Genomic DNA, 21,603 nt, shown 5'->3' on the forward strand with positions numbered 1-21,603 from the left:
GTGCGGCCCTCGGGCGTTTCCGGGTCGGGATTGACCCATGATTCCGCTCCGGAAATGCCCCTCACCTCCGGTCTCCGGCCTCCGTAGAGTGATCATCACAAGGCCACGGCAGGGGAGCCGGGGCCGCCCGAGACGGGGGAGAACCACCGTGAACGCCGGCCCGCTGAAGCCCCTGCTGACCCGCGCCGCCACCGCCGAGACCACCAGCGACCCGAGCAGTGTGATGACCCTGCTCGCCGACTGCGGCACCGACGGCAGCCCCGTCACCAGCTACCGCTCCACCTTCGCCGAGGGCGCGGTCGGCGCCCCGGCCCACTTCCACACCCGGGCCTCCGAGCTGTTCTTCGTGATCGGCGGCTCGCTCCGGGTCCTGCTGGACGACGAGGTGGAGTTGCTCGGCGCCGGCGACCTCCTGCTCGTCCCCCCGCACACCCCCCACGCCTTCGCCGCCGCCCCCGGCTCCGAGGCCGACGTCCTCTTCGTCTTCACCCCGGGCATGCCGCGCTTCGACTACCTGCGCCTCCTCGGCCGCGTGATGCGCGGCGAGGCGAGCCCGCAGGAGATCAAGGACTCCTCCGAGCTGTACGACAACCACTACGTCGACAGCCCCCTCTGGCGCGCCACCCTGGAGGCGGCCGCGGCCGGCGCGTGAGGACGGCGGTCGTGCAGGAAGTCGGGCGGGCCGGCTTCCTGCGCCGCGAACGGGGGTCAGTCGACGAATACGGAGGCGCCGAACTCCTGGGTGGTCTGGCCGCCGGGGGGAACGACCGCGATCACATAGCCGGTGCAGTTCGGGCCGTTGTACACCAGGGCGTATTCGTCGGTGTTGTTGCTCGCGATGAGCGGAACGATCGGGGCGTTGTAACAGCCGCTCGGGTTGTTGATGATCGTATTGGGCGCGATGATCAGCTGCCCGTTGGCGGCGAGGGCCGTGCCCGGCAGGGCGAGGGCCATGGTTCCGGCGGCGGCGAGAGTGCCGAGGACGGTCGCGAGACGTCGCATGGATGACTCCTTGAGGGCGGGGGATCAGGGGCGGACGTGCCCCGAACACAACCTCTCCGCCCGTAGGAGCGGCCGCAATCCGCGCCCGCCGAGCGGGTGATCTGTGTACGCGCGAATGGGTGTGGGCGGCTATCGGCCGTGGAGGTGGGTGTCCGGGAAGTCGGCGGGCTCGCGCAGGACGAGGGCGGAGAGCGTGGACCAGTACGCCGACACGCCGGTCACTACGATGCAGCCGGTCTCGTGGGGGAGCCGGGGGAGGCGGGTGCTGAAGCAGTCCTGGTGATGGTGGGCGCGCACGGGGATGAGGAGCGAGTCGAGGCTGATGTCCCGGCCGAGGTGGGGCAGTTGGGCGGTGACGCCCTCGGCGGACCGCCCGCTGTTGAGCATGAAGTTGAGCAACTCATGGGCTGGCTCGGCGAGTTGAAGGATGGTCGAGACCGTTCCCGCCGGCTCGCCGTCCGGCAGGACAACGGTGTCTCCTGAGGGAGTTGGGCGACCCATGAAGTACGCCACGCCGGGTCGGCGGTGTGGTCGCCCTGGGTCAGGCCGGAACGAGCTTCGGGGTGCTGTCGAGGGTGAGATCGGTGAAGTCGGGGGCGGGGGCGATGAGGGCCCAGACGAACTTGCCGATGCCGCCGGTGCGGGGGCGGCAGCCCCAGTGTTCGGCGAGCTCGTTGACGAGGAAGAGGCCGCGGCCGTGCTCGTCGTCGGGGGAGGCCGGGGGTCGGAGGGTGGGGCGGCCGGTGCCGGCGTCGTGGACCTCGATGCGGAGGCGGCCGGCGGTGACGGCGAACCGGATCTCGATGAGGCGGTCCGGCGGTGCGTCGCCGTGCCGGACGGCGTTGGCGAAGAGCTCGCCGAGGATCAACTCGCCTACGTCGGAGAATCGTTGGCCCTGCGGCATCCCGGCGAGATAGGCGCGGAGGATGGTGCGGGCGAGGGGGGTGGATTCGGTCCGGGGGGTGAGTCGGGCGGCGAACTCGCGCGGCCGGTGACAGGGCATGGAGACCTCCGGGGATGAGGGGGGACTGGAACGGGCGCGCGAATGGGGCGTGGAAATCACACTGTGCAAGCGAATAACTCCGTTCCGAGATCAATCATCGGCTTTCGGAGGTACGGTGACGACCAGATCGCCGTGCGGGGTGTGTGCGGCACGTGAGGGGAGCGGTCATGGCACACCGGAGGATCAAGCGGGGACCGACGGCGAGCTCGGCGGTGATGTTCGGCGAGGAGCTGCGGTTCTACCGGGAGCTGGCCGGCTACACCCAGGAGGAGTTGGCCAAACTCCTGCACTGCGACCGCACCGTGCTGACGCGCTGCGAGAGCGGCAAGCGCCGGATGCAGCCCGAGATGGTCGAGGATGCGGACCGGCTGCTGGACACGGGCGGCTCGCTGAAGCGGCTGTGGGACCGGGTGGACTGGAATGCGGAGATCGAGCACCCGGACTGGTTTCGGGACCGTGCGGATCTGGAAGCCGAGGCGGTGGCTCTCCGGCTCTTCCAGTACGGATTCATGCACGGCCTGCTGCAGTGCCGGGAGTACGCCCAGGAGATGTTCACGGCTGGTGAAGCGGCGGGAAATGCCAAGCTGATCGCTGAGCGGACTGCCGCTCGCATCGGTCGGCAGCAGCGCTTCCTCGCTTCGAATGGTCCGTTGCTGATGGCGGTTCTGGATGAGAGCGCGATCAGATCGGAGCTGGGCGGTCCGGCGGTCATGCGTCGCCAGATGCAGCACCTGCTCAATGTCGCCCGGCTTCCCAACATCAGCATCCAGGTGGCGCCGTTCGCCGGGCGGCAAACGGTGATCAAGACGTCGATGGTGTTGCTGGAGATGCCCGATGGGCGGAACTGGGTCTACTCGGAAAGTCTGGACAGGGGGCATCTGAGCGATGCTCCGGCCATCGTGGCGGCACATCGTCGTGGCTATGATCTGCTTCGGGGGGAAGTGCTCTCGGTGAGGGAATCGCTGGAGCTGATCGCCGATGCGATGGAGGGCTACCGGGATGGCGAGGTTCGAGATCGACACGGCCGCTTGGCGCAAGAGCAGCTACAGCGGACCGGACGGGGGCGACTGCGTCGAGGTGGCCCTCGCGTCCCCTACCCCCGGCGTCGTTCCGGTGCGTGACTCCAAGGACCCCTCCGGGCCGGTCCTCCTCTTCCCCGCCGCCTCCTGGCAGGCCTTCCTCACCTCCCTCCGGGACGGCTCCCTCCCCGTTGGTTAGGAGCACCCCCGGGGGTGGGCTACTATTTACCCATCACCCAGTTGCGCGGGTGGCGGAATAGGCAGACGCGCTGGATTCAGGTTCCAGTGCCCGAAAGGGCGTGGGGGTTCAACTCCCCCCTCGCGCACACAGAGAACGGCCGGTCGATCCTCGGATCGACCGGCCGTTCTGTTTCTCAGACCCGGAGGAACACCACGCCCGCCACGGCCACCGCCGCGAGCACGGCGATCACCAGTGCGTGGACCCTCACGTCCCACTTCTCCGAGCGGTGTTCCGCGGCGCGGTCCAGCGTGAACTCGGCCGGGTCGGCAGCCGTGTAGTGGACCGTGACCTCACGGCCGTACGCGCCGGCGGGGTCCGGGAGGTGCGACGTGCAGTGGGCCGTGACGACGGTGCCCCCGCGCGTCACGAACGACACGACCGGGGTGATCGTGGTCGTGGTGTGGCCGTCGTCCTGGTCGACGCTGACGTCCTTCAGGACGGCGACGACCCTCCCCGGCACGGTCTCCATCGCGGCCAGCCTGCCGAGGCGGTCGTTCCTGGCGCGCACCGCCCCGGGCAGCTGAACGGCGCCGAGGAGCGCCGGCGGCCCGCCGGAACCGATCAGCGCCCACGGCCACCCCCAGTCCACCGAGGCGAGGACCACCAGCCCGACGTAGACCAGGAAGGCCGCGCAGCTCGGTCGGCCCAACCCGCGCGCGGGCTTCTCGGGGACGTTGGAGAACCGGTAGGCGTGCGGCCTGCCCCGTGGATGGCTGAGCCCGATCTCCCGGCCTTCCCACGCCGAGGTGATCATCTCGCCGCGCTCACCGTCGTTCGTCACGATGACGTCCTGCCCGGAGGCCGGGTCGCGGTAGGAGACGACCACCGATATCCCGCCCGACCGGGACCCGCCGTGCCGGGGCGCCCGCACCCGGTCGATCCGCCCCGTGAGCCGGACCGTTCGCTGAGCCTTGGTCACGCCGGCCAGCGACATGCCGACCCCGATCAGCGCCGCCGCACCCCACACCGCACACCACAGCACCAGTGACTCGTGCCACCCCACGCGCTCTCCTCCGGCCGATCCGGTCCGATCCGGTCAACTGCCGTTGCGCCGGAGTACTGTGCCCTGCCCGTCCGCTTCCAGGCTTCCGCTGCCCCGGTCGCCGGTCACTGTGACCCTGAGCGCGAGCGAGCCGCCGACGCCGTCGGCGATCAGCTGCCAGCTCCGCGGGGAGTCGACGCCGAGGCCGGTCCTGGCCTCCTCGACCAGCGCGGCGACGCGATCGAAGGGCAGCAGGCGGGGGTCGAACCCGGCGGTCCGCACGCCGGTGGGGGAGAAGACGACCGTCAGCAGGCGGTCCTGCACGACGACGGTGAGCGCCTGGCGGGTGTCCCCGTCCTGCGTCAACGACTCGACGGCCTTGCGCAGTTCGCCGTGGTCGAGCATCGACCGGCCCGGCCCGAGGGTGACCGTGCCGGTCGCCGACGTGACGGTGGTCGTGGACGACGAGTACGACGAGGAGGACGAGGAGGAGACGGACGGATTCGGGGCGGCGCCGCTCCCATCGTGGCCGAACAGGTCGGCACGGAAGAACAGGAGTACGCCGGCCGCGCCGAGCAGCAGGCCGAGGAGGGTGAGGAACCCACCGGCACGGCTCTCCGGGGGATCGTTCCTCATGGCCGGACCGGGCACCGAGTCCAGGCGCGCGCCGGCCGCCCGTTCCTCCCACGCCGGTGTCGGCCGCGTCACGATCCGGACCTTCCAGGGCCGGTCCGGCTGGTACTCGACCACCACGATCCCGCGCGGGCGGTAGTCGGGCAGTTCGACGAGGTTGACGCCCTGCCGGATCTCGACCCGGTACGCCGGCGCGTCGTCCGGTGCGACGGTCAGTTCGAACCGCACCGGCACGTCGCTGGTGTTGCTCCCGAGGGCTTCCCGGCTCTCGATCATCGCGAGCGCCGTGCGCGGCGCGACGGCCCTCTCCCGGGAGCGGCGCGGCACGGTGCAGAGGTGGAAGAGCAGGCCGTAGACCGCGGGCAGGGCCAGCCCCAGGACGATCAGCGGCGCCTTCCCGACGACACACCCGCTGATGAACGCGGTCAGCGACACCCCGATCGCGCCACCCGTCAGGAACCCCAGGGCGAGGCCTGCGGGCGTGGTGCGCGAGGGCGGCGCGACCGCGGTGATCGTCATACGGCTGATTGTGCACGGTGCGGGTGACGGCCGACAGGCTCGTGGACGACCTCGTTGGTGGAGACCGTCCGGTCCGTTCTCTGCCGGTCGAACGGGAGATCAGGACAGGTAGTAGGCGGGTGCCGCCCGGCGCACCAGGGCGTAGAGGACCTCGGGCTTGCCCAGCAGGTAGTTGCTCATGGCCAGGGCGGCGGCCGTACCCTCGCCCACGGCGCTGGGGATGCGGCGCTCACTGCGGAAACGGACGTCGCCGGCCGCGAAGACGCCGGGCTTGTTGGTGGCCATGGCGGTCACGTTCTTGAGCTCTTCCGCGTGCGTCTTGGGGTCGAACGTGCCGTCCCTCATCGCGTCGTAGTAGATGTCCAGGTCGGTGGCGACCAGTCCGTACTTCGCCTTCGTGCCGTCCGGCTTCCGCTTGCGGACCACGGTGACGCCCGCGTCCTCGATCCACTTGGTGTCGGGGTCGGCACCGATGACGGCGTAGACGGCGGTGACGTCGTACGACTTGGTGACGATGGTCTTGCCGGTCTCGCCGGTGCTCACCGTCAGCTTCGCGTTCGCGGACGCGGCGGCTTTGAACTCGATGGCCTCGGTGTCGGCCACGACCGTGATGTTCTTGTCCTCCTTGACCTTGTCGTAGACCACCTTGAGCATGTCGGCGCCCGCGGTCTTGCCGCGGATCAGCAGGACGACGTCGGCCCCCTTGCTGGAGAACATCAATGCGGCCCGTCCGGCGGAGTCGCCGCCGCCGATGACCATGATCGTGTCCTTCTTCGTCACACCCTCCGCGTCCCCGGGCAGGGCGTAGTAGTAGATGCCCTGGTCCTCGAAGTCGGCGGCGGTCTTCTGCGTCAGCTTGCGCGGGACGAGGCCGGTGGCGAGCAGGACCAGCGAGGCCTCCACCGTGACCTCCGGGGAGCCCTCGGAGTCGGTCGCGGTGATCTCGTGTTTAGTCGTCTTCGGATTGTCGCTGAGCTTGAGCTTCGTCACACCGTAGCCGGGCAGCCACTCGGCCCCGAACTTCTTCGCCTGGACGACGGCCTTGTGGCACAGCAGCCTGGACTCGATTCCGTCATCGAACCCGAAGTAGTTGTCGATCTCGTTGATCGACGTGGCGGCCGTCCCGCCCGGAGCGTACTGCTCGATGATGAGCGTGGTGAGGCCGTAGAGGCTCCGGGCGTTGATGGCCGCGGCCAGGCCGGCGGGGCCGCCCCCGATCACGACGAGGTCGTACGCCTCCTTCGTCTTGGGGAGCAGCAGGCCCAACTGCTCGGCGAGCTTGGCGATCGTGGGGTTCTTGAGAGGCGCCGGGCCCACTCCCGTCACCACGATGTCCGCGTCCAGGCTGGGGGAGAACTCGACGTCGTAGTCGTTGAGTTCCAGGTACCGCTTGATCCGTTCGACCTTCCGGTCCTTGGTCTTCGCCGAGATCGTGGCCTTGAACTTCGACATGACGCTCCTCCTTGCGGGCGGCGGGCGGTTCGACTGCCCCGAAGCCTACGGTGCGTGTGCGAATGTTCACCGTGCGCCACGCCTTGTCCGGGCTCGGGTCCCCGGGGCCGTGCCGGCCCCGGGGACCCGCCGGCTACTGGGTGACCGTGCGGAAGAGCCAGTGGAGGCGGGCGGTGGCGGCTCCGGGGCGGGTGATGGTGACCGTGTCGACGACCGTGCTCTGGGTGACGTCGAGGTGCTCCTCGGGGCTGGAGAAGTTGGACAGCAGCGTTCCGTTGGGGCCGTCGTCGACCTTGCACCACAGGTAGCCGTCGTCGTTGGCCCGGTAGGCGCCCATGGTGACGGAGTCGCCGTTCTGCGGGGTCGTCCCGGGGTGGGCCGTCGTGGAGTTGGCGTACTGGTGGCCCTGGACGAGGTAGAAGCAGTTGTCGCTCGGTCCCGCCGAGATGGTGCTGAACCGCCGGGAGTCCCCGTGCGAGTCCGAGGCCAGGTGGACCGGGTAGGGCGCGGTCTCCAGGTCGTCGACCGCGAGCGCCGGGGTCGAGCCGGTGGAGTCGGTCGCGACGATCTCGGTGAGGGCGGTGGCCTCCTGGGGGGCCTGGAGGAACCAGCGCTGGCCGGTCGTGCCGTCCTGGTCGCGGGCCACGATGCCGAGGCCCGGGCCGAGGTCGGTGAGGAACTGGCGGGTGACGTAGTTCTGCAGGGTCCAGGTGCCGTCGCCCTGGCGGACGGGCTGCCAGAGCTGGTCGAGCGCAGGGTTCGGCCACAGCACCGTCCGCGCGTCGCGGGCGCCGCCCTCCTGGCCGAGGTAGCGGCCGGCATAGGGCACGTTGGCGTGGAACAGGCGGTAGTAGCCGCTGTACTCCGGGTCGGGCGACAGGCTGAACACCTGGGACAGGATGCCGGTCCGGTTGATCGGCTGGTCACCGACCACGTGGGTACTGCTGCCGGGAGCGGCCACGTTGGTGGTGGCGGCGCTGCGCAGCACCGCGGAGGTCGGCACCGGCACCGTCACCGACTGGTCGCCCCCCGGCGGGTCCGGCAGATTGCCGACCGACATCACGACGGGATAGTGGTCCGACAGCAGTACGGCGTCGGCCCGGTTGATGCCGAGGACGCGGGGACTCGTGGCGCCGACGGGAGCGACCGCGTAGTCGAGGATGCGGTCCGGGGTCTGGTTCCCCAGGCGCCGGATGGTCGGATGGGTCGGCAGCCCCGGGGCGGTCACCGTGAACTGGCCGGCGACGGCGGTGGCCAGCGACGTGTCGGGGACGTTCGGGTCGTCCGGGGGCAGCGGGATCCGGTTGTAGTCGCCGATGGCGATCCAGGGCAGCGGGGTCTGGTTGGGGCCCGCGGTGTACATCCGGGTCCGGATGTTCTGCAGCTGCCCGGGGTCGTCGTTGCCGCTCCCCGAGAGGCCGTGCACCGTGAAGTACGCGACGCCGTCGACGTTGATGCCGAGCGCGGGCCGGCCGGTGAAGCCGTGGTTCAGCCCCGCCCCGACGACGAACACGTTCTGCGGCTGGATCCGGGTGCGGCTCAGGATGGCCAGGTTGACCCGGCCCGTGTTGGTCTGGGGGTTGGAGTCCGTGTGCAGCCAGTACAGGTATCCCTGCGGCCTGGCGGCCGTTCCCCCGTACCGGTACTCGCGGACCGGGGGGATGCGGCCGCCCCAGTCGAAGTAGACAGGCGGGTTCTGGTCGATGTCCTGGAGGAACACCGCGCCGCGGGGCGGGGCGCCGGCCTCCTGGAGGGCGACGATGTCGGCCTGGTTCTGCAGCGCCAGCTGGTTCACTCCCAGCGTGTACTTGTTCTCGTAGGCGGTGTCGCCCTCGCCCGTCCCGCCGGTGGTGCCCGCGCCCTGCATGTTCCAGGTGACGATCGTGCGGCGGTTGCCCACGCGGGGGTCGAGGTCGCCGCCGGTGTCCCGCAGGAACAGCGAGGGCCGCTTGCCGACGTCGGTCGGGACGACGCCCTGGCCGGTGAAGTCGAGGGTCTCCCGGCTGCCCCAGTCGGGGATGGCCTGGCCGCCCTGGCCCAGCGGTTGGAACCTGGCCGGGTTGCCGTTGGCGGAGCCGAACTGGAAGGCGGTGCCGGACTGGGTGCCGTACGGGGCGTACGGCTCGAACGGGCCGCCCGGCGTCGCCTGCTTGACCATGGTGTTGTTGTAGAAGACGTTCTGCGGGCCCGAGGAGCCGGACCACTTGACCGCCTTGGGGCCGGCCGCCCACCAGACGGGGTACCACGTCCCCTCGTCGATCTCGCCGCCCTCGCCGCCGCAGTTGGTCTGGCAGTTGCCGGAGCGGTGCTCGTACGGGACCCGCAGGGTGTTCTGCTCGAACAGGTTGTTGTGCTCCCACCCGCCGTGCAGGTTGAGGTCGGAGTCGAGGTCGTTGCGGAAGGCGACGTTGCCGCTGGCCGACCACTGGAAGGTGAAGTGGCGCAGGTTGCGGCTGAGGTTGTAAGCGTAGAGCGAGTCCCAGACCCGGCTGCCGCGCAGGTAGCCGTTGCCGCCCTTGCCCTTGTTCCAGGCGCCGTCGAAGCTGTTGCGCTCGATCTGGATGTTGCGGGCGTCCTCGGTGACGATCGGGTGCGAGCCGGTCATCTCGGCCTTCAGCCCGCGCGCCCAGTCGTTGGCGGCCCACTTGAAGACGATGCCGTGCATCGCGTACTCGGGCGCCAGGTTGCCGTAGTTGTGCACGGCCTGGGCGGGGGTCAGGTCGTAGCTGCCGCCGCCGAGTCTGGGCAGGCCGGTCATGTCCTGGGTGAAGGCGAAGTCCTCGAAGCCGACGCCCTGGACCACCTTCAGCGGGGTGACCTTGCTCGCGTACGGCTTGTCGCCGAGCGCGGGGGAGCCGTCCGAGGTGGAGTCGACCGGAACGTCCCACTCCAGCGGGCGGTCCAGGGTGAGGGTCTTCGCCGCGGCGTCGACCGCGCTGACCCGGAACATCTGCTGCCGCATGTGGAGGTTGTCCATCTGGCTGCGGTCGGAGACGCCCTGCTGCTCGTAGAACTTGACGCTGTTGGCCGCGCCGACCCAGACGTAGCCGCCCGGGGCGAACTTCTTCATGTCGGCCTTGGCGTCGAGCTGGACGACGTCCTGGCCCTGCCGGCCGGCCCAGCCGGGGTCGGCGGCCTTCGTGGCGACCTTGATGCCGGAGGCCCAGTGCTGGTTGACGCTGCCCTCGAAGATGTCCTTGCGGTTCGCCGGGGCGGCGGCCCAGTCGTCCTGGTAGCGCTCGGCGATGTCCCGGGTCTGGACGCGGAACAGGCCTCGCCCGGGCCAGATCCAGCCGCCGGTGCCGATGTCGCTGCCGCTGCCGGCCTTCATGCCGTCCTGGTCCCAGCGGCCGTTGACCAGGGTGTCGTAGCGGGTGTTGACGTCGGGGCGGAACACCAGGCGGGTGCCGCCGCTGCCGGAGCCCTGGCCGCGCAGGACGAGGTAGTCGGCGTCCACGTAGATCTGCCGGGAGAGGTCGATCCGGCCGGCCGGCAGGGAGATCAGCGAGAGGCTGTTGAAGTTGGCGTTCGGCGAGCAGTTGGCCTTGATGTCGTCGATGGCCTTCTGCAGGCCGGTGGTGTCGTCGGCGCCGTCGTCCGCCCGGACGGCGTACTGCGAGGCGAGCCGGTCCGGGGTGACGCGGCAGCCGGCGTCGCCGGTCAGCTCGCCGTCACCGGGCAGCGGCCGGCCACCGCGGAAGCCGACCCGCGACCAGTCGGGCATGCCGGGCGGCGGGCCGGTGCGGTTGGCATGGCTCAGGTCCGGACCCTCGGCGCCGGGACCGGCCGTGACGGCGCCGGTGGCCACCGGGTCCGCGGAGGCCGGAGCCGTGGCGGCGAGGGCGGGCAGGGTGACGGAGAGCAGCAGGCCGGACAGCAGCACGGCCGTTGGTCGTAGACGTTTCACGGGACCTCGTTCCAGGGGGCGTGGAAGCGCCCCCGGCTCCTGGCGGGCCGGGGGCGGGGCGTGGTGGACGGACCGGTCCGCTACGGGCAGTAGAAGCGGAGGCTGGAGATCCGGTCGTTCTTGTAGTACTCGGGGCCGCCGGTGTCGTAGTCGGCCTTCGCGCCCCAGCTCCAGGTCGGGGTGTAGTCGACCTGGGACGGGTGCAGCTCGCCGTAGGGGTCGTCCCAGAACTCCACCGAGCACTGGGAGTTGTTGAGCCAGGAGGACACCTGGTTGTCCGCCAGGACGTTGTTCAGGAAGTGGACCTTGGTGAGGCGCACGATCTCCGTGCTGCCGCCGGCGGCCGGCGGGACCACGATCGCCTTGGTGCCGGTGCCGCCGCTGTTCTGGTAGAGGCAGAGCGCCCAGGCCGGGCAGCCGTCGTACGGGGGGTTCGCCGCGGACGCCGGCGTCGCCGAGAGGAGCAGCACCGCTCCGGCGACCGCGCTCGCCACGGCGGTCGCCGGCTTGAAGGACTTGAGGGCCACGGTGGAACTCGCTTTCAGGGTGGGGACAGTGCACGTGCGCGGCGGCGCCCCGGGCCGGGCCCGCCGCACTAGGAGAGTGCGGCAGGGCGGGATGCGGCGGCATCAGTCAAATGACTGCGGGCCGTCGCGGCCCCGACTGAGTGACGCTTCGTATCGGGAAGGGGCCCAGAAACCTGGGATGTCGCCGCGGCGGCCGTTGCCGCGAGGATTCGGCACACGCGCCGACAACGGCGTTCACCCGCCGGGACACCCCCGGCCGTTCCCGAAGGAGAGGCCCATACCCATGCGAATCCGTCGACTGGCCGGCGCGGCGGCCACCGCGGCCGTGCTGACCCCGCTGCTGGTGCTGACCGCCGGCGCCCAGGCGAGCGCCGCGACGCAGTCCGCCTACGGGCCGCCGCTGCCTCCGCCGGTCCCCTACGAGGTCTCGCCGATCCGCTACGAGCAGTGCAGGACGATGTGGAACGCCAACTACTGGTCGGGCGGCGCCGCCTTCGCCACCGGCCAGTGGTACGCCTGCATCAGCGCTCCGGCCACGCTCGTCAGGGACGAGGAGCCCGTCCTGGTCCCCGAGGCGGGCGGCCCGCTGGTCTTCGGCGGCTGATCCCCGCGGCGGCCGGACCCGCACCCCGCCGGCCGCTGGTCCGTCCGGGCAGACACTCCGCCCGGGCGGACACAAAGCGCCCGCCGATGAAGCGATCTGTCGACCAGTCAGGCATGATTCGGGCCCTGGCCGGATTGGTACAGACCACGTGTGGATCGCCGCGGCAGCACCTCGACTCCGCGCCCTGGCCGGTCCGGTGGCGGGTCCGCCCCTCCGGCGCGGAGGGCGGCGAGGGGAGCGGTGGATGGCACTGGCGGGAGCGGGGCGCCGGATCGGGCGGCGGATCGGACGGCGCGGGCCGGTACTGGCCGCCGTGGCCGTGAGCGTGCTGGTGGCGACGGCGGTGCTGGCCGCGGTGGCCGGGCTGGCCAGGTCGGCCGCCACCGCCGGGGTTCGCGAGCGGCTCGCCGTCGACGCCGGACGGTCGATCGCGGTGACCGGGCGCTGGTCGGCGCAAGGGCTGCCCGCCGCGGACCGGGCGGTGCGCGCGGCGCTGGACCGGACGATGGCCGGCACCCCGTTCCGCACCGAGACCGCGATGCGCGGCGCCGCCGCGATCAACCTGCCGCTGCCGCCCGCGGAACGCCAGCGGGCCACCGACACCGTCCTCGCCGCCGTCCCGGTGGCCGTACCCGGCGCCGCCCGCTACGCCCACCTGCGCAGTGGCACCTGGCCCGACGCCCCGGACACCGCCCCCGCCGCCGACGGCGCGCTGCGCGTCGCCCTCCCCGCGGACGCCGCCGACCGGATCGGCGTCGACAGCGGCGGCACCGTGGTCGTCCGCCACCCCGGCACCGGTGACCCGCTCACCCTCGCCGTGACCGGCGTCTACCGGCCCGACCCGGACACCGCCGCGCTCTGGGCCGGTCTGGAGGGCGCCGACGGCGCGGGCCGCCCCCTGATGCTGGTCGACGGCGCCGGGCTGACCGCGCTGCCCGTGTACGGCGACCGCACCCTCGCCGTCTGGCTGGCGCTGCCCGACACCGCGCGCTCCAGCCTGTCCGAACTCTCCGCACTGCGCGGCCGGGTGGCCGCCTTCGCCCGCTCGGACACCGCCCGCTCGGTCTACCGGGGCGCCGAACCGGCGCTGGCCGGGACCACGGTGCACAGCCCCCTGCCCGCAGCGGTCGACGGCCAGGTGCTGCCGGCGCTGACGGTCCGCTCCGGGATCGCCGTACCGGGCGCCCTGCTGGCCCTGCTCGCGGCGGTGGTGCTGGTCCTGACGGCCCGCCGACTCGCCGACACGGTCGCCGTCGAGCAGGCGCTCCGGCGCTCCCGGGGAGCGGGCGTGGCCCGGCTGATCGCGTCGGCGGCCGGCGAGTGGGCGGTGGCGGCGGTGCCGGCGGGGCTCTGCGGGCTACTGCTGGCCGAGCCGCTGCTCGCCGGGGTGCTGCGCGCCGCCGGTGCGCGCGGCCTGGCCGCGGCCGACAGCGGGACGGTCTGGTGGGCCGCGGGGTTCGCGCTGCTGGTCCACGGCGCGGCACTGCTGCTGCCGCTCGCCCGGCAGGCGCTGGACCCGGGCGCGCTGCGGGCGCTGCGCCGGCGCGGTCCGCGCCGGCTCGGACTGCAGCGGGCCGGCGCCGACCTGGCGCTGCTCGCCGTGGCGGTCCTCGGCTTCGTCCAACTCCGCCGCTACCGCGGTGTGGTGGCCGGCGGTGCGGATGCCGGGTTCGACTCCTGGGCCGACCCGACGCTGGTGCTCGCCCCGGTGGCGATGGCGGTGGCCGGCGCGGTCCTGCTGCTGCGGGTGCTGCCGCCGGCCGGGCGGCTGCTGGAACGGGCGGCCCGCCGGGCCCGCGGCCTGGTCCTGCCGCTGGGGGCCTGGCGGCTCAGCCGCGACACCGGCCGCCAGGCGGTGCCGGTGCTGGTGACGCTGCTGGCGGTGGCCTGCGCCGGACTGGCCGCCGGGGTGCTGGGCGCCCTGCCGGCCAGCGACCGCGACCGGGCGGCCCACACGGTCGGTGCCGATCTGCGGCTGTCCGGGGTGTCTGGCCCGCCCGCGCGCCAGCACGGCCCGCTGGCCGCCCTGCCGGGCGTGACGGGCCTGACCCCGGTCGCCGAGCAGTCCGCCTTCGTGGGCTCCTCCGTGGTGCAGACGGTCGCCGTCGACACCGCGGCCGCCTCCGCCGCGGGCCTGCCGTTCCTGCGCCCCGACCTCGCCGACCGTCCGGCCCCCGACCTGCTGGCCCCGCTGACCGCCGTACCCGCGCAGGGGATCACGGTGCCGGGTGAGCCGACCGCGCTGGAGCTGACCGTGACGGCGAGCGCCGACCGTCCGCTCCCGGCACCGGGACCCGACCTGCTGCTGTGGATCCAGGACGCCGGAGGCCTCACCGAGCAGCTGTCCGTCCCGTTGACGGCCGACGGGCAGCCGCACACCGTCACCGTCCCGCTGGCCGACGGCGAACGGCGCGCCCACCCGCTGACCCTCGGCCGGCTCGGCATCGACTTCACCGACCGGCAGCGCGTACGCACCACCCTCGACCTGCGCCTGACGGGGATCACCGCCGTCACCGGCGGGCAGCGCACCGACCTGGCCCTCCCACCGGGACGGGGCTGGGCCCGCGCCGACACCGCCCCCGTCGACCCGGCGGCGCTCGGCTGCCCCGGCACCGAGGCCTCGCCCGAGGACGCCGGGCCCGAGTTCGTCCCGGGCCACGACGCCGACGCCTGCGGCTGGGAGGGCGGCGGCGCCGAACTCCTGCACGCGGTGCTGCGCTCCCAGAACGTGGGGGACGCGGCCGCCCGGACGAGCGCGGTCCTGACGGTGCGGCCCGGACCCGGCACCGGCGCCCCCGTGCCCCCGGTGCTGCCCGCGCTGGCCGACCGCGCGCTGCTCGAAGCCGTCCGCGCCCAGGTCGGCGACACCGTCGAACTGGACTGGGAACGCGACGGCAGGAGCGCCCAGAAGGTCCTGGTCACCGGGGTGGTCGACGGGCTGCCCGGCTACGACCGGACCCACGGCCACCTGCTGCTGGACCTGCGCTCCATCGCCGCCAACCGGGCGCTCACCGGTGCGCCGCCGCCCACCGCCACCCGCTGGTGGCTGGCCAGCGACGACCCGGCGGCCACCCGGGCCGCCGTCGAAGGCAACGGCGGGTTCGGCCGCCCGCAGAGCGTCCCGGAGGTGGCCGCCGGCCTGGCGGACGACCCGTTCCGCAGCGGGCTGCGCTGCGCCTGGCTGCTGGTCCTGGTCACCGCGCCGCTGTTCGCGGTGACCGCCCTGACCCTGCACACGGTGAGCGCCGTCCGGTCCCGTCAACGGGAGTTCGCGGTACTGCGCGCGCTGGGCGTGCGGCGCGGCGAGCTGACCGCGCTGCTGCGCGCCGAACAGGTGGCGGTGACCGTGCCGCCGGTGCTGCTCGGCGGGCTGCTGGGCCTGCTGCTCGCGGCGCTGCTGCTGGCGTCCACCGTGCTGGACGACACCGCGGCGCCGGTCTTCCCGGCCCTGGCCACCGCCCCGGGCCGGCCCGGAGCCGCGCTCACCGCACTGGCGGCCGGTCTGCTGCTCGCCCTCGCGGTGGTGGTCCTCACCCGGCTGCTGGCCCGGGTCGACCTGGTCCGGGCCCTGCGCGCGGGGGAGGACGGATGAGGCCGGCCGCGGCGGGACGTTTCGAGGGGAGCCCCACATGCTGACACTGCGCCTGATCCGGCGCGAGGCGCGGATCGCCTGGCCGGTCCTGGCCGTGCTCGCGCTGCTCGCCGTCCTGCTCACGGCGGTCCCGCTGAGCTGGCCGCCGAGGTTCGACCGGCTGGCGGCCGACACGCTCGCGGACCGGGTGGACCGCGCCCAGACGGCCGGGCCGGCGCTGTCCGCCGGCGCCGCCACCCTTCCGATGCCGTGGCTGTCGCCCCCGCCGCCCGGCACGCTCGACGGGAACCTGGACCGGATCGGCAACGGGGTGCGCGCCGCCGCCGGCCCGCGGCTCGCCGCCGAACTCGGCACACCGTGGGCCCGGGTGACCACCGGCCTGGCGACCGTCCGCGGGCCCGGGGTGGCCACCTTCTACGGCGGCGACCCGCCTAGGGTCAACCTGGTCTACGCCCAGCACGACGGCCCGGACGGGCCGGTCGAGTACCTCCAGGGCCGCGCGCCGCGCCAGCCCGCCGCCGACCTGGACCTGAGCGTCCGGCCCGAGAAGCCGGCGCCGGTCGAGGTCGCGGCCTCCGAGGCGACCCGCGAGAAGTTCAACCTGACCCTGGGGCAGCAGATCGACCTGGGCGGATACGGGTGGACCGCCGAAGCGGTCCTGGTCGGGGTCTTCCGCACCGACCAGGGCGCGCAACGGCTCTGGCAGCGCTCCCCGTTCCTGGTGAAGCCCTGGCCCGTGCTGGCCGTGGCCGGCAACGGCACCAAGTGGGAGCTGGACGGCCAGCTGCTGACCAGCGCCGGCGGGATCGAGCTGCTCGCGCGGAACCCGGGCGGGTTCGACGTCGCCTGGGAGCTGCCGGTGGCCGTCGACCGCTCCGGGCCGGGCGCCACCCCGGCAGGGATCGCCGAGGCGCGCGACGCCCTGGCCGGATGGCGCGCCACCCCCCAGGACCGGCTGTGCGAAGCCCTCCGGGACGACCCCTGCCTGGTGGCGGGCCAGGACGTGCGCGCGCTCACCGTCTCCGACCGGCTCACCCCGGAGCTGGACGCCTTCGCCGCCCAGCGGCTGCGCACCGAGCAGCTCCAGGGCTTCGCGCTGGCCGGCCTGCTCGCCGTCGTGGTGGCCACCGCCTTCGCCGCCGCCCGGCTCGGGGCGCGCCGCCGGGCCGGGGCCTTCGCGCTCCAGCGCTCCCGGGGAGCCGGGACGGCCGGGCTCGCGGGCCGCCTGCTGGCCGAGTCCGCGGTGGCGGTCGGCGCCGGGGTCGCGGCGGGCTGGGCGATCGGCCGCGCGCTCGCGCCGCCGGGCGCCGCCCTCGGCTCGCCGGTGCCGGTGATCGTCGCCGCCCTGCTGGTCTGGTGCGCGCCGGCCGCGGTGCTGCTCACCTCGGCCGGGCGGAGCCGGCCGCTGCCGCGCTCGCGCCGGCTCGTCCTGGAGGCCCTGGTCCTGCTGCTCGCCGTCGGCGGACTGGCCGCGCTGCGCACCCGCGGCGCCTACGCGAGCTCCGGCATCGACCCCCAACTCGCCCTCGCACCGGTGCTCCTGGCACTGGTCGTGGTGGGGGTGCTGCTCCGCCTGCTGCCCCCGCTGCTGCGCCGGGCGACCCGCGAGGCGCGCCGCTCGCGCGGCCTGGTCCCGCTGATGGCGCTCGCCCGGGCCGGGCAGCAGAGCGGCGCGGCCGCGCTCGCCCTGCTGGTCCTGGTCCTGGCGATGGGCTACGGGGTCTACGGCGGCACGGTCCCGCGCACCGTCGAGGACGCCCAGCAGCGGCTCGCCGACTGGCGTACCGGCGGGGCGCCCGTCGCCCTGGTCGGGTCGAAGGAGCGGCTGGCCGGCGACCTGTCGAAGGTCCCCACCGTGGGCCACCAGATCGCCGTCACCGGCGCGATCGGCGAGGTCGTCGCGCAGTCCGACGGCACCGCCTTCGAGCACACCCCGCTCGTCGGCCTGGACGCCGCCGCCCTGGCCGCCGCCCGGCCGTCCTCCCCGGTGGCCCGCGCCCTGGCGGCCGCCCCCGGGGCCGACGCACCGGTGGGCGGCAGCGACGAGGCCCCCGTGCTCACCGCGCTGGCCACCCCCGCCCTGACCGCCCGGTTCCCCGACGGCGACTTCGAACTCTCCACGCTGGGCCTGCCCCGGACCCGGGTCCGGGTGGTCGGCGCCCTGCCCGAGGAGGCACTGCGCGACCCGGTGCTCGGCCCGGTGCTCGGCGACGCGCGCCGGAGCGGGCCGCTGCTGGTGTTCACCGGCCCGTCGGCGCAGCGCCTGCCCGCCCAGAAGAGCCCGTCCGCCGTCCTGTTCTACCCGGCCGCCGGCGGACCGGCCGTGGACCCGGCCGCGGTGCGGGCCGCCGCCGTCGCGCAGCTCGCCCCCAGCGCCGCGGCCGGGCCGCAGGCCGAACTCCGCGACCGGGCCGGGGAACTGGAGGAGCTGCGCTCGGACGGGCTGGCCCGCTCGGTCGGGCTGGCCTTCCGGGCCACCACGCTGCTCGGCCTGCTGCTCGGGCTCGGGGCCTTCGCCCTGGACCTGCTGCTGAGCGCCGCCGAACGCGCCCGGACCACGTCCTACCTGCGCACCCTGGGGACCGGCGGACGCGCGGTGTTCGCCCTCCAGGCGCTCCAACTGCTGCCGCTGCTGGCACTGGCGGCGCTCGGCGGCGGTGCCTTCGGCCTGCTGCTGGCTCCGGTGCTCGGCTCCGGCCTGCGGCTGGGGGCCGTCACCGGCGGGCCGTTCGAGCCCGCCACACACATCGACTGGACGGTCACCGCGGGGCTCGGCCTCGCGCTGGCCGTACTGATGACGGCGGCCGCCGTCCTGGAGGCGGCGGTCAGCCGGCGCCGCGGACTGGGCGCCGTGCTACGACTGGGGGAGGCGTTGTGACCGTCCGAGAGCCTGTGGAGCCCGAGGAGCGCACCACCGCGGCCGAGCGGCCGATGGTGCTGTGCGAGAGCCTGGTGCGGATCTTCCGCACCGGTACCCGGGGCCGCGACGGGGTCGAGGTGCAGGCCCTGCAAGGACTCGACCTGACCGTGCGGGAGGGTGAACTGCTGGCCCTGGTCGGTGCCTCGGGCTCCGGCAAGTCCACCCTGCTCGGCATCCTGGCCGGGCTGGACAGCCCCAGCGCCGGCACCGCCGTGGTGGCCGGCACCGACCTGGGCACGCTCAAGGGACGGGCGCGGACCGCCTACCGGCGCCGCACCGTCGGCACGATCCAGCAGCAGACCGCCGCCAACCTGCTGCCCTACCTGACGGCCCGGGAGAACGTGCAGCTGCCGATGGGCTACGCGGGCGTGCCGCGCCGCCGACGGGCCGACCGGGCCGGGGAACTGCTCGACCTGATGGGCATCGCGCAGGCCGCCGACCGCACCCCCGCCGCGCTCTCCGGCGGCGAGCAGCAGCGGGTGGCGATCGCCGTCGCGCTGGCCAACGAACCACGGCTGCTGCTCGCCGACGAGCCCACCGGCGAGCTGGACACCGCCACCTCGGCGGAGATCTTCGACGCGCTGCGCACCGCCAACGACGAGCTGGGCACCACCGTGCTGATCGTCACCCACGACGCGCTGGTGGCCGACCAGGTCCGCCGCACGGTGCGGATCCGCGACGGGCGCACCTCCACCGAGGTGCTGCGCCGCCCGGCCGCCGCCGGGATCGACGGGGAGCAGGAGTACACCGTCCTGGACCGGGTCGGCCGGCTCCAACTGCCGCGCGAGTTCACCGAGTCGCTGGGACTGGCGCACCGGGTGCGGCTGGTCCTGGAGGCCGACCACATCGAGGTGTGGCCGGACCGGGACCAGCCGCGGCGGTGAGCGGGATCAGGCCCGGGCGGCCGGGTCCTGCGCGGCGGTCAGGTCGCGGTGGGCGGCGACCAGCCGGTCGATGTCCTCGGGCGTCACGCTGTCGACGAACGCCGGGATGCGGCCGACCGGCAGGCTCGCGCCCATCGCGGCGGTGAGCGGGTCGTCGGTGGCGATGCCGACCGAGTCCGCCATCGCCCGCATCGCCGCGCCGATGATCTGCGCGCCGACCGGGTCGGCCGTCCAGTCGCCGACGGTGGACTGCGCGGTGAGCACCGGGCGGTGGCCGTCGGGGGCGCAGTCGACCGTGGTGCGCAGCCGCAGGTCGCGGGAGGACGCGCCGATCCGCAGCTCGAACTCGCCGCCCTCGACCCGCCAGCGGTGGTCGCGCACCGACCAGTGGGCGAAGGAGCGCTCGTCGAGCGCGATGGTCACCCGGGTGCTCTCGCCGGCCTCCAGGTGGACCTTGGCGAAGCCCTTCAGCTCGTGCTCGGGGCGGCGCACCCGCGGCGCGCGCTCGTGCACGTACAGCTGGGCGACCTCGGCGCCGGCCCGGGTGCCGGTGTTGGTGACCGTGAACGAGACGTCGTAGCGGTTGTCCCCGGTCGCCGTCACCTCCAGGCCGTCGTAGCCGAAGGTGGTGTAGCTCAGGCCGTGGCCGAACGGGTGGGCGACCGGCAGGCCGAGCGTGTCGTAGTACCGGTAGCCGACGAACAGGCCCTCGCCGTAGTGGACCTGGCCGTCCGCGCCGGGGAAGTGGAGGTGGCTGGGGTTGTCCTCCAGGCGCAGCGGGACGGTCTCGGCGAGCCGGCCCGAGGGGTTGTCGAGCCCGAACAGCAGCCGTGCCAGCGCCGTGCCGCCGGCCTGGCCGAGCAGCCAGCCCTCCAGGACCGCCCCGACCCGGTCCTGCCACGGGGTGAGCCGCACCGGCGCGCCGTTGGAGAGCACCACGGTGACGTCGGCGCCGGCGGCCCCGGCGGCGGCGGTGACGGCGTCGAGCAGGGCGAGTTGGTCGGCGGGCAGGTCGATGTCGGTGCGGTCGTAGCCCTCGGACTCGTACGACTCGGGCAGGCCGAGGAAGAGCACGGCGTGCCGGGCACCGCGCACGGCTTCGACGGCCTCGGCGACGAGGGCCGGGTCGGCCGCGCCGTCCAGGGTGAAGCCGGGGGCGAAGCGGATCCTCCGCGGGTCGGTGACGGTCGCGCGGATCGCGTCCAGGGCGGTGTCCAGGCGGGTGGGCACGACGTGCGAGCTGCCGCCGCCCTGGAAGCGCGGGGTGCGGGCGAACTCGCCGATGACGGCGAGGGTTCCGGTGCCGTCGGGGGCGAGCGGCAGCAGGCCGCCGTCGTTCTTGAGCAGGACGGCGCTCTGCACGGCGGCGGCGAGGGCCAGCGCGTGGTGCTCGTCCTCGTCGTAGCTCCCGCCGGGCACCCGGGCGGCGGCGGTGCGCGCCAGCAGGTCCAGGACCCGGCGGGCGGCGGTGTCCAGCGCGGCCGGGTCGAGCCTGCCGTCCTCGACGGCCGCGACGACCTGCGCCTCCCGGCGGGAGGGCGGCATCTCCAGGTCGAGGCCGGCGGCGAGCGAGGCGACCCGGTCGGCGACCGCGCCCCAGTCGCTGACGACCAGGCCGTCGAAGCCCCACTCGCCGCGCAGCAGTTCGGTCAGCAGCCAGTGGTTGCTCGCAGCCGGGACGCCGTTGACGGTGTTGTAGGCGGCCATCACGGTGGTGGGGCGGGCGGTGGTGACGATGTGCTCGAAGGCGGGCAGGTAGATCTCGCGCAGGGTGCGTTCGTCGACGTTCGCGTTCACCCGGAACCGGTCGGTCTCCTGGTTGTTGACGGCGAAGTGCTTGAGCGAGGTGCCGACGCCCCGGGACTGCACGCCGTTCACCAGGGCGGCGCCGATCCGGGCGGTGAGCAGCGGGTCCTCGGAGAGGTACTCGAAGTTGCGCCCGCCGAGCGGGGAGCGCTTGATGTTGACGCCGGGGCCGAGGACGACCGAGACGTTCTCGGCGACGGCCTCCAGGGCGATGGCCCGCCCGATGCGCTCGGCGAGCGCCGGGTCCCACGAGGAGCCGAGGGCGCAGGCGGGCGGGTAGCAGGTGGACGGCTCGCTGCTGCCGATGCCGAGGGCGTCACCGTCCTCGGGCTGCTTGCGCAGGCCGTGCGGGCCGTCGGTGAGCATGATGCTCTCGATGCCGGCCTCGGGCAGCGCACGGGTGTGCCAGAAGTCGCCGCCGGAGGTCAGGGCGGCCTGCTGATGGATCGTCAAGGTGCTTCGAGCGTCGGCGTTGTGGGTGCGGTCGTTCATGTCGTCCTCCTGCGGGTCGG

Annotated in this window: 16 protein-coding genes and 1 tRNA gene; 8 read left to right on the plus strand and 9 right to left on the minus strand. The window is 73.7% G+C overall.

Going from position 1 to position 21,603, the window contains the following annotated elements; translation table 11 throughout:
- The first annotated feature begins 148 nt into the window (after positions 1 to 148).
- Positions 149 to 652, plus strand: a complete 504-nt coding sequence (locus ACFU74_RS08850) for a cupin domain-containing protein (protein ID WP_380753962.1) — start codon at positions 149 to 151, stop codon at positions 650 to 652.
- A gap of 56 nt (positions 653 to 708) precedes the next feature.
- On the opposite strand, the gene ACFU74_RS08855 is transcribed toward ACFU74_RS08850, so the two are convergent.
- From ACFU74_RS08855 to ACFU74_RS08865, 3 genes are all read right to left on the minus strand, one after another.
- Positions 709 to 1,002: a hypothetical protein gene (locus tag ACFU74_RS08855; RefSeq protein WP_380753965.1), complete on the minus strand. Its 294-nt coding sequence runs from the start codon at positions 1,000 to 1,002 to the stop codon at positions 709 to 711.
- Between the two features lie 129 nt (positions 1,003 to 1,131).
- Positions 1,132 to 1,503 (minus strand): hypothetical protein, encoded by a 372-nt coding sequence (locus tag ACFU74_RS08860; RefSeq protein WP_380753967.1) that lies wholly within the window; start codon positions 1,501 to 1,503, stop codon positions 1,132 to 1,134.
- A 40-nt stretch (positions 1,504 to 1,543) separates the two neighbouring features.
- Positions 1,544 to 2,005 (minus strand): ATP-binding protein, encoded by a 462-nt coding sequence (locus ACFU74_RS08865; protein WP_380753969.1) that lies wholly within the window; start codon positions 2,003 to 2,005, stop codon positions 1,544 to 1,546.
- Positions 2,006 to 2,172: 167 nt separating this feature from the next.
- Here ACFU74_RS08865 and ACFU74_RS08870 point away from each other — a divergent pair, with 167 nt between their 5' ends.
- From ACFU74_RS08870 to ACFU74_RS08880, 3 genes are all read left to right on the plus strand, one after another.
- Positions 2,173 to 3,126 (plus strand): helix-turn-helix domain-containing protein, encoded by a 954-nt coding sequence (locus ACFU74_RS08870; protein WP_380753972.1) that lies wholly within the window; start codon positions 2,173 to 2,175, stop codon positions 3,124 to 3,126.
- Positions 3,083 to 3,223 carry a DUF397 domain-containing protein gene (locus ACFU74_RS08875; RefSeq protein WP_380753974.1) on the plus strand — a complete coding sequence of 47 codons (141 nt, stop codon included), beginning with the start codon at positions 3,083 to 3,085 and terminating at the stop codon, positions 3,221 to 3,223. The genes ACFU74_RS08870 and ACFU74_RS08875 overlap by 44 nt, the downstream gene beginning before the upstream one ends.
- Before the next feature lie 43 nt (positions 3,224 to 3,266).
- Positions 3,267 to 3,350: transfer RNA gene (locus ACFU74_RS08880), tRNA-Leu, on the plus strand.
- A 48-nt stretch (positions 3,351 to 3,398) separates the two neighbouring features.
- Here ACFU74_RS08880 and ACFU74_RS08885 read toward each other — a convergent pair.
- The 5 genes from ACFU74_RS08885 to ACFU74_RS08905 form a co-directional block, all read right to left on the minus strand.
- Entirely contained in the window at positions 3,399 to 4,268 is an 870-nt protein-coding gene (locus tag ACFU74_RS08885) for a DUF3592 domain-containing protein (protein ID WP_380753977.1), read from the minus strand.
- Between the two features lie 33 nt (positions 4,269 to 4,301).
- Entirely contained in the window at positions 4,302 to 5,399 is a 1,098-nt protein-coding gene (locus ACFU74_RS08890; protein ID WP_380753979.1) for a hypothetical protein, read from the minus strand.
- Between the two features lie 99 nt (positions 5,400 to 5,498).
- On the minus strand, positions 5,499 to 6,851 hold the full coding sequence (locus ACFU74_RS08895) for an NAD(P)/FAD-dependent oxidoreductase (RefSeq protein WP_380753981.1): 1,353 nt from the start codon (positions 6,849 to 6,851) through the stop codon (positions 5,499 to 5,501).
- A gap of 133 nt (positions 6,852 to 6,984) precedes the next feature.
- A complete protein-coding gene (locus ACFU74_RS08900) occupies positions 6,985 to 10,734 on the minus strand; it encodes an endonuclease/exonuclease/phosphatase family protein (RefSeq protein ID WP_380753984.1) in 3,750 nt (1,249 codons plus the stop codon).
- Between the two features lie 104 nt (positions 10,735 to 10,838).
- Positions 10,839 to 11,285 (minus strand): peptidase inhibitor family I36 protein, encoded by a 447-nt coding sequence (locus tag ACFU74_RS08905; RefSeq protein WP_380753986.1) that lies wholly within the window; start codon positions 11,283 to 11,285, stop codon positions 10,839 to 10,841.
- 283 nt (positions 11,286 to 11,568) lie between these two features.
- Between ACFU74_RS08905 and ACFU74_RS08910 the strand changes: the two genes are divergently transcribed.
- From ACFU74_RS08910 to ACFU74_RS08925, 4 genes are all read left to right on the plus strand, one after another.
- Positions 11,569 to 11,889: a hypothetical protein gene (locus ACFU74_RS08910; RefSeq protein WP_380753989.1), complete on the plus strand. Its 321-nt coding sequence runs from the start codon at positions 11,569 to 11,571 to the stop codon at positions 11,887 to 11,889.
- Between the two features lie 244 nt (positions 11,890 to 12,133).
- Positions 12,134 to 15,481: an FtsX-like permease family protein gene (locus tag ACFU74_RS08915; RefSeq protein ID WP_380753991.1), complete on the plus strand. Its 3,348-nt coding sequence runs from the start codon at positions 12,134 to 12,136 to the stop codon at positions 15,479 to 15,481.
- Positions 15,482 to 15,518: 37 nt separating this feature from the next.
- Positions 15,519 to 18,359 carry a hypothetical protein gene (locus ACFU74_RS08920; protein ID WP_380753994.1) on the plus strand — a complete coding sequence of 947 codons (2,841 nt, stop codon included), beginning with the start codon at positions 15,519 to 15,521 and terminating at the stop codon, positions 18,357 to 18,359.
- A gap of 53 nt (positions 18,360 to 18,412) precedes the next feature.
- A complete protein-coding gene (locus ACFU74_RS08925; protein ID WP_380754092.1) occupies positions 18,413 to 19,285 on the plus strand; it encodes an ABC transporter ATP-binding protein in 873 nt (290 codons plus the stop codon).
- 6 nt (positions 19,286 to 19,291) lie between these two features.
- Here ACFU74_RS08925 and ACFU74_RS08930 read toward each other — a convergent pair whose 3' ends face one another.
- Positions 19,292 to 21,583 carry a glycoside hydrolase family 3 C-terminal domain-containing protein gene (locus ACFU74_RS08930; protein WP_380753997.1) on the minus strand — a complete coding sequence of 764 codons (2,292 nt, stop codon included), beginning with the start codon at positions 21,581 to 21,583 and terminating at the stop codon, positions 19,292 to 19,294.
- Positions 21,584 to 21,603 lie beyond the last annotated feature (20 nt).

It is taken from the genome of Kitasatospora sp. NPDC057500 (assembly GCF_042802195.1).
GTDB lineage: Bacteria > Actinomycetota > Actinomycetes > Streptomycetales > Streptomycetaceae > Kitasatospora.